6 protein-coding genes, 1 tRNA gene, 1 pseudogene and 1 riboswitch are annotated in these 7,118 nt (G+C 72.8%); of the genes and pseudogenes, 7 read left to right on the top strand and 1 reads right to left on the bottom strand.

Annotated features, from left to right (window positions below; genetic code table 11):
• Window positions 1-300, bottom strand: a pseudogene (locus tag AB0G74_RS31080) (hypothetical protein); the annotation flags it as partial.
• A gap of 163 nt (window positions 301-463) precedes the next feature.
• Here AB0G74_RS31080 and AB0G74_RS31075 point away from each other — a divergent pair.
• From AB0G74_RS31075 to AB0G74_RS31045, 7 genes are all read left to right on the top strand, one after another.
• Window positions 464-721: a hypothetical protein gene (locus AB0G74_RS31075; protein ID WP_361153059.1), complete on the top strand. Its 258-nt coding sequence runs from the start codon at window positions 464-466 to the stop codon at window positions 719-721.
• 255 nt (window positions 722-976) lie between these two features.
• Window positions 977-1,390, top strand: coding sequence for a YciI family protein (locus AB0G74_RS31070; RefSeq protein WP_361153056.1), 414 nt, complete (start codon window positions 977-979; stop codon window positions 1,388-1,390).
• Window positions 1,391-1,675: 285 nt separating this feature from the next.
• The gene (locus AB0G74_RS31065) at window positions 1,676-3,016 is read left to right on the top strand and encodes a DUF6596 domain-containing protein (protein ID WP_361153055.1); all 1,341 of its coding nucleotides are present in this window, start codon (window positions 1,676-1,678) and stop codon (window positions 3,014-3,016) included.
• A 46-nt stretch (window positions 3,017-3,062) separates the two neighbouring features.
• Window positions 3,063-3,809 carry a MerR family transcriptional regulator gene (locus tag AB0G74_RS31060; RefSeq protein ID WP_361153052.1) on the top strand — a complete coding sequence of 249 codons (747 nt, stop codon included), beginning with the start codon at window positions 3,063-3,065 and terminating at the stop codon, window positions 3,807-3,809.
• 207 nt (window positions 3,810-4,016) lie between these two features.
• Window positions 4,017-4,090 (top strand) — tRNA-Met (locus AB0G74_RS31055).
• A 180-nt stretch (window positions 4,091-4,270) separates the two neighbouring features.
• On the top strand, window positions 4,271-5,440 hold the full coding sequence (locus tag AB0G74_RS31050; RefSeq protein ID WP_361153049.1) for a PP2C family protein-serine/threonine phosphatase: 1,170 nt from the start codon (window positions 4,271-4,273) through the stop codon (window positions 5,438-5,440).
• Between the two features lie 462 nt (window positions 5,441-5,902).
• Window positions 5,903-6,049, top strand: a riboswitch (cyclic di-AMP (ydaO/yuaA leader).
• Between the two features lie 11 nt (window positions 6,050-6,060).
• Window positions 6,061-7,056, top strand: coding sequence for a M23 family metallopeptidase (locus AB0G74_RS31045; RefSeq protein ID WP_361153046.1), 996 nt, complete (start codon window positions 6,061-6,063; stop codon window positions 7,054-7,056).
• The last annotated feature ends 62 nt before the right edge of the window (window positions 7,057-7,118 follow it).

Here is a 7,118-nt window from a genome sequence, read left to right as displayed (position 1 = left end):
CTCGTTCCGGGTGTTGCAGCCGTCGGGCTTGAGACCGGAGTTCCAGTGCTTGAACTTGCTGCGCTCGTAGCCCGTACGGTCCTCGGTCCGTACGGAGAGCCGGTTGACCGCGAGCAGGATCGGCACGGTCTGCGGAGCGGCGGCGGCCCGGTCTCCGGCGGGCGATGCCACGGCAGGCGTCCCGGCTCCGGCGGGGGGCGCGGCTTCGGCCGGGGTGGCGGCCGTCGCGGGCGTGGTGAGGGCGAGTGGTACGAGAACGAGGGCGGCGGCCGACACGGCGCGCTTCAGGCTGATAACCATGTCAACTTGGGTACGCGTAGTTCACCCCCGCGCGGTGCTATGAACCGGTGAACTGGTGCGGATGACGTAATCCGTTCACCGTAGAAACGTTTCTGCACCGAGGGGCGAGGGCACCCGGGGCCCATGCCCGTGACCCGTCCCGGCGCGGGTGCGTTGTCCCGGCATGACCAAGACGCAGCGCATCCTCACCGCCGTCGCCCTCGCCGCCGGTGCCTCCGCCCTGTCCGTTTCCGCCGCTTCGGCGAACGGACACGCCGCGGGCGCCCCCGCTCCGGAAGGGGTGCAGTCCCTGACCGACGGGGTGGCGTCCCTCCAGGGCGGCATCAACGAGCTGAACCAGCTCAACCAGCTGATGGAGGTGCCCAACCACCTCGCCCCGCTGATCGACCCGGTCGCGCAGGTCGCGGGCGCGATCCAGTAGTCCGGACGGCTGCGGTCCCGGCCCGTTCCGTACGGCCCGCGGACCCCCGGCCCACCCCTCGCCGGCCGTCCGGAGAGAATCCCGGAAAAAAATTCCGGAGAATCTCGCCGAGCGGTGTCGAGAACCCGTCATCGGCTCCGACGTCCCCTGTGAAAGCCGCCCACGAGGGCGGTGGCCCCGGGAGACCCCGGCGGCCGAGGGAACCGAACGAGTCCGGACAGCTCCGGACGAAGCCGGACGAACGAGGAGTGGACCATGAAGTACCTGGTACAGATTCAGGGCACCCAGGCCGCGTACGACGCCATGGCGGGCAAGCCCTCCCCGGGCAACCCGGCGTGGAGCGAGGCCGACATCGCCGCGATGTTCGCGCACATGGGCGCCATCAACGACGATCTCGCCGAGACCGGTGAACTGGTCGACGGCAACGGACTGGCCGAGCCCGCCCGCACCCGTTACGTCCTGTCGGGTCCGGGCGGCAAGCCGGTCATCACCGACGGGCCGTACAGCGAGACCAAGGAAGTCCTCGCCGGGTACTGGGTGCTGGACTGCGCCAGTCTCGACCGGGTGACCGAGATCGCCGCCCGGGTCGTCGCGTGTCCGATCCCCGAGGGCTCCACGCCCTCGCCGATCATCATCCAGCCCATCCAGGAGGCGCCGCCGGAGTCCTGACCCCGGACGCCACACCCGGACCCACACCCGGACCGGAGCAGGCCGGGAGCCCGGGGCGGCGGGGACACCGATGAACTCCGGTGTCCGCCGAGCCCCGGGCCGGTGGTCTGCGAGAGACCACGGGCCGGTGACGCCGCCGGGGATCCCGGGCCGTGCCCGCCGTACGGCCGCATCCGGGCCCCGTGCCCGAGCCCCTGTACGGCCCCCACGCCCCCGGCCCCGTACGGCCCCCGCCCGGCGGTCCGCCTCGCACCGCTTCGGCGGACCCGTGATACGTACTGCGGCATGAGCCGTAGCCGTACGAACCCCGATACCGAGGCCGAGGCCGATACCGCGACCGATGCCCCCGCCGACGGCGGCACGGGCGGCACAGGCGGTGGAGTCAGCGGAGTCGGCGTAGTCGTAGTCGTAGTCGAAGAGTTGCTGCGGCTGCACGCGCCGCAGGTCCTCGGCGCGCTCGTCCGCCGCTACGGGCACTTCGACCAGGCCGAGGACTCCGTCCAGGAGGCCCTGATCGCCGCCGCCCGCCAGTGGCCCGCCGAAGGCGTCCCCGCCAACCCCCGGGGCTGGCTCATCAGGGTCGCTGCCCGCCGCCTCGTCGATCTGCTCCGCGCCGACGAGGCGCGCCGCCGCCGGGAGGAGACCGCCGCGAACCTCGCGCCCCGCGACGACCACACCGCCCCCGCGCCCGGTGAGGACCGCGCCCCCTCCGACGACGACACCCTCACCCTGCTCTTCCTCTGCTGCCATCCCGGGCTGGCGCCCGCCGCGCAGATCGCCCTCACCCTGCGGGCCGTCGGCGGGCTGACCACCGCCGAGATCGCCCGCGCCCATCTGGTGCCCGAGGCGACGATGGCCCAGCGGATCAGCCGGGCGAAGCAGAAGGTGCGGGGCGTGCCGTTCGTCCCGCCCGGCCCCGGTGACCGCGACAAGCGGCTCGCCGTCGTACTCGAAGTGCTGTATCTGATCTTCAACGAGGGGTACACGGCCTCGTCCGGCGACCGGCTCCACCGCGCCGACCTGGCCCGGGAGGCGATCCGGCTGACCCGCCGGGTCCGGCTGCTGCTGCCCCGCGAGGGCGCCGTCACCGGACTGCTGGCGCTGATGCTGCTCACCGAGGCGCGCGGCCCGGCCCGCAGCGGCCCGGACGGCGAGCTGATCCCGCTGGACGAGCAGGACCGGACGCGCTGGGACCGTACCGCCATCGCCGAGGGCACGGCCCTGGTCGAGGAGGCGCTGGGCCAGGGCCCGGCCGGGGTCTACCAGCTCCAGGCCGCCGTCGCCGCCCTGCACGACGAGGCCGGGCGGCCCGAGGAGACCGACTGGCCGCAGATCCTCGCCCTGTACGACCTGCTGGTCGCGATCGCCCCCGAACCCATGGCCGAGCTGGGGCGGACCGTCGCCGTCGCCCGGGTCCGCGGACCCGAGGCCGGGCTCGCGGAGGCCGACCGGCTGGCGGACCGGCTGCCGGGCCACCACCGGCTCGACGCCGTCCGGGCCCATCTGCTGGAGGAGGCCGGACGGCCGGCCGAGGCCAGGGCGGCGTACGAACGGGCCGCCGAGGCCACCCTCAGCGGGCCGGAGGCCGACTACCTCCGCCGCCGGGCCGCCCGAATCGTCGGCTGATGCCGGGCTTGACCTTTACGTAACGTCAACTTCTACCGTTCAGGTCATGGAGTGGTCGATCCAGGAGGTCGCCCGGCGCGCCGGGACGACCAGCCGCACCCTGCGGCACTACGCGGACATCGGACTGCTGGAGCCCCGCCGGATCGGGTCGAACGGCTACCGCTACTACGGCCCGGACGAGCTGATCAGCCTCCAGCGGATCCTGCTCCTGCGCGAGCTGGGGCTCGGGCTGCCCGCGATCGCCGGGGTCCTGGCGGGGCAGCGCGATCCGGCCGCCGCGCTCCGGGCCCATCTGGAGCTGCTGGAGCTGGAGCGGGACCGGCTCGCCCGCCGGATCGCCTCGGTGCGGACGACTCTGCTGAAGACCGAACGAGGGGAAGAAGTGATGGCCGAGGACGTGCTCGACGGCTTCGACGACAAGCGGTACGAGAAGGAGGTCACCGAACGCTGGGGCGCCGACGCCTGGCGCGACGGCCGGCGGTGGTGGTCGGCGCTCGGCGAGGACGAGCGGCGGGCCCGGCTGCTGGAGCACGAGACGATCGCCCGGCACTACGGGCGGGCCCGGCGGGAGGGCGCGGAGCCCGGCGACGAGCGGGCGCAGGAGATCACCGGGCGGATGTACGCCTGGCAGTCGGCGGTCCGGCCCCCGTCGAGGAGCCACTTCGCCGGGCTCGGCGAGATGTTCGCGACGGACCCGAGGTTCGGGAAGAACTACGACAAGTACGGGGAGGGGACGGCCGTCTTCGTCCGGGACGCGATGCGGATCTACGCGGACCGGAATCTCACCGACTGAGGCGGGCGCGGGGACCGGGGGGCCTGGGGCCCGGGGCCCAGGCCCCGGGGCCCGGGGAGGCTTGGGGGACCGGCGGGATCCACGGCGCCGGAGCGCCGATCCCGCCGGTCCGGGGCGGGATCGGCGGGATTTTTGAAACCGATGGGGCCGCGGGGGCGGAAATGGTCGTCGGCGGTGCTCCGGATGGCGTAGAGTTGGGTTCACCGACGCGGGGTGGAGCAGCTCGGTAGCTCGCTGGGCTCATAACCCAGAGGTCGCAGGTTCAAATCCTGTCCCCGCTACTGAAGACACGGCCCGGTGTTCCGTAACAGGAACACCGGGCCGTTGTCGTACCCGGCCGCACCGCCCCGGGGTTCCGTACGCCGTCCCGTACGCCGTTCCGCGCGCCGTCCCCCGTCCGGCCCTCCGCGGGTCGCCCTCCGCCCGTCCCGCCGGGACGCTGAGGGGGGAGGAGAACATCCGTGGCGGAGGAAGAACAACCGAACCTGTCCGGTGGCGCCCGGCGACTCGCCCGGATGCTGCCGTCGCTGATGATCATCGCGGGTGTGGTCTTCGACCTCGCGACCCCGTCGAAGTTCACCGCGGCCCCGATGTTCACGGCCGCCCCGCTGCTCGCCGCGCCCTTCTTCTCCTTCTCCGTCACCCTGGCGACCGGGATCTTCGCCGTACTGACCGAGCTGATCCTCGACTTCTACAACAGCCTGCTCGACGAGACCCAGGCGTATACCGAGCTGACCACCGTGATCACCGTCTCGGCGCTGGCCCTCTTCATCAACCGGGTCATCACCCGGAGCCAGGAGCAGCTCGCCTCCGCCCGGGTGATCGCCGAGACCGCGCAGCGCGCCGTGCTGCCCACCCCCGCCGAGGAGATCGGCGGGCTGCGGGTCGCCGCCCGGTACGAGGCAGCCCTCGCCGACGCCTTCATCGGCGGCGACCTCTTCGCCGTCCAGGAGACCCGGCACGGGGTGCGGCTGGTGGTGGGCGACGTCCGGGGCAAGGGCCTGGGCGCGGTGGAGGCCGTGGCCGTGCTGATCGGCGCCTTCCGCGAGGCGGCCGAACGGGAGCCGACGCTGGAGGAGGTCGCCGACCGGCTGGAACAGGCCCTGGTCCGGGAGGGGCTGCGCAGGGGCGGCGACACCGAGGAGAACACGGCCCACTTCGAGGGCTTCGCGACCGCCGTGATCGCGGAGATCCCCTACGGGGCCGGGATCGTACGGCTGCTCAACCGGGGGCACCCCGATCCGCTGCTGCTGCGGGGCGACGGCCGGGCCCGGTTCCTGCCGCCGGACGACGCGGCCCTGCCACTGGGCATGCGGGAGCTGGGGGAGTGGCCGGGGCGGACCGAGACGCATCCGATGCCGGACGGCTCGACCCTGCTGCTCTACACCGACGGACTCTCCGAGGCGCGGAACCCGGCGGGGGCCTTCTACGACCCTGGGGAGCGGCTCGGGGGCCGGGTGTTCCCGGGGCCGGGCGAGCTGCTGGACGCGCTCGTCGACGACGTACGGCGGCACACGGGCGGCGGATCCACGGACGACATGGCGCTGCTCGCGGTCACCGGGACCCCGGCCGCCGCCGGCGCGGCTCCCGACCCCGCGGACGACGACCGGCCTCCGGGGCGCGGCGGCTGACCAACGGTGAGCCCGGTAGCCGGATCGCGGAGGGCGGCGAACGGCGTGCGGAGGGCGGTGGCCGGATCCCGTACGGCGGCTTCCGGCCCGGTGGCCGAAGCCCGGCGAACGGTCCGTCCGGCGCCGGAACAGACGGCGCTCCGGGCTCTTGGATAAAGACTTGACCAACCCTTCGCCGGGCCTCGGTGCCTATGTGCCATTGCACGGCCCGTTTTTCTACCGAGAGTAATTGAGTCGTCGCTCTGCATATATCGATTGACGGTCCATCAGCGGCCGTGGGCGTGCCGACGGGGCGTCAGGTGCCCGTTTCGCGAGTCGGCTCGCCCGATTTGGCGAGCTTCTGTCCCGGTTGATCCACCGGGTGGGTTTAACGATCATCAGGAACAGCTTGGAAAACATTCCCGGTGTCTATTAACGTTCGATAACGCAGCGCGGTCGTCCCAGCCGCCGTCAGGGCGGCTCCGTGCTCACGCGCCGAATCCCGTAAGGGAACCGGGGAACCACTTCTTGGGGTGAATCGGGTGCCTCCGCAGCCTGCGGAGTCACGCGTAGGAGACCTTCCTGCTCCGAACCCGTCAGCTAACCCGGTAGGCGAGAAGGAAGGAAAGGAGTACGCCTCAGTGGCGTCCAACACCCCTGCCCCGCAAGCCCCCGCCGGGCCCGGGTATTCCCACTCCGGCTTCCGTGAGGACGGCGGTCCCGAGCGTTCCACCGACGAGTGGAACCCCAGCGCCGAGACGATCGGCGCCAGCCGCGGCAAGCACCGCGTACTGCGGCAGCAGCGCCGGGCCTTCGCCCGCAGCTCCACCGTCCTCGGTGTCGGTGTCATCGCCGCCGTCGGCGCGGGCGGCATCGCCACCGCGCAGGACAAGGCCCCGATCACCATCTCCCTGCCCGACGGGCTCGGCGGCGACGACGAGGGCCCCGCCCCGGTCGGCCTCGCCACCATGGGAGCCCCCGGTGCCCAGGCAGAGGAGGCCGACGCGGCCGCCGGTGACGCCCTGCGCTCCCGGATCCTCCAGCAGGCCGAGCAGCAGCAGGCCACCGCCGACGCGGAGCGCCGCGCCGCCGCCGAGAAGGCCGCCGCCGAACAGGCCGCCGAGGACGCGAAGCAGGCCGCCACCGACGCCAAGAAGAAGGCGGACGAGGCGAAGAAGAAGGCCGCCGAGGAAGCCAAGAAGAAGGCGGAGGCCGAGCGGCTCGCCAAGCTGGCGAAGAGCTACTCCGCTCCCACCTCCAACTACCGGATCACCTCGACCTACGGCCAGTCCGGCTCGATGTGGTCCTCCGGCCAGCACACCGGTGTCGACTTCGCCGCCTCGGCGGGCACCCCGACCAAGGCCGTCGGCGCGGGCACCATCAAGTCCGCCGGCATGGCGGGCGCGTACGGCCTGCAGACCATCCTGGAGCTGAACGACGGCACCGAGGTGATGTACGCCCACCAGTCGTCGATCACCGTCAGCGTCGGCCAGAAGGTCGCCGCGGGCGACATGATCGGCCGGGTCGGCGCCACCGGCAATGTCACCGGCGACCACCTCCACATGGAGGTCAGGACGCCCGGCGGCTCGGTGATCGACCCCCTGGCCTGGCTGCGCAGCAAGGGCGTGCCCGTCTAGGCACACCCCCGCGGCCTCGCGACTTCTCGTGGACCACCGGCAGTTCCGACGCATCACCCCCC

Source organism: Streptomyces sp. NPDC020875 (assembly GCF_040641415.1).
Lineage (GTDB): Bacteria > Actinomycetota > Actinomycetes > Streptomycetales > Streptomycetaceae > Streptomyces.
Note: the sequence above shows the minus strand (reverse complement) of the source record. Positions and strands in the feature narration are given on the sequence as shown.